Annotated in this window: 1 protein-coding gene; it reads left to right on the top strand. The window is 32.0% G+C overall.

The genetic code is table 11. From position 1 onward, the window contains the following. On the top strand, window positions 1-975 hold a 975-nt coding region (locus tag FC091_RS15075; protein WP_212745841.1), incomplete at its 5' end, for a hypothetical protein. Window positions 976-1082: the final 107 nt, after the last annotated feature.

Raw genomic sequence — 1082 nt, 5'->3', positions numbered from 1 at the left:
ACCGTTCTACGCAATTTGACCAAACCTATGCACGTATATTTTGACTTAAACATTTTTGACAGAATCGAGAAGAAAGAAAATCTTCCTGAATCTGAAAATGAAATATATACGGAATTGGAGAATTTGGTACTTGAGAATAAAATTACTGTCCCTTATTCAAATGCACATCTGAATGACTTATTTCGTGGATTTCAAAAGAATCCGAATTATATAGATGGACATTTAGACAATATTGAAAAACTAACCAATAATCTCTGTATTTGCCAATATTGGGGAAGAAAGGAAACGACTTGGCATTTTAGAGAAATAAGAGAGTTTTTTAACGAAAAGCAAACGGAATGGGAATTCGAAGTGAGTTCGTTCGATGACTTATTTACTGATATGCCGAATTTTTACTTGCACTTTAAATTAGTTCCTCTGCCTAAAGAATGGAAATTAGGATATCAAGACCCAATGTTCGGAATAATGTATCCGAAATCAAAAATTGAAAACAACTACTACGCTTTATTTGAGGACATATTTAACTTTCAAAGTAGATTAAAAACTGATTACAGCTTATACAAAACCTTTAAGGCTTATCTAATAAAAAGTATGAATAAGCTCAAAAACAATAAGGAAATGTTGAAATCTATAAAAGAAAACTTCAAGGATTTACCAAAACACTTGGACATTTTTGAACTTTCAGATTTATATGGACCAAAATCGAAAACAAGCGAAAACAGTAACTACTCAAAATTGATAGAAACGTTTTATAAATACGATTTGAAAGGTTACAAGTCAGATGGGAATTTCAACAATATGTTTGATGACTCACTTCATACTTTTTATGGAGCACATTGCGAATTTTTCGTGACCAACGATGATAGGTGCAAATACAAAACTGAAGAAACTTATAAACGACTAAAAATAAAAACGAGAGTAATAAAAGCAAACGAATATAAAGAAATAAAAAACTGCGTAGAACAACGTGTATAGCTCATTGCGGCTGAATTCCTAATCGGAATTCATTGCAATTTGCTATCTTTCGGTTACGGCGGAAAATCATAGCTGATTTTCCGCAACGAGCCATACACAAAACCGTT

Origin of the sequence: Winogradskyella algicola (assembly GCF_005869935.1) — a bacterium.
In the GTDB taxonomy this organism is placed as follows: domain Bacteria; phylum Bacteroidota; class Bacteroidia; order Flavobacteriales; family Flavobacteriaceae; genus Winogradskyella; species Winogradskyella algicola.
This window is presented reverse-complemented; position numbering and strand designations above follow the sequence as displayed.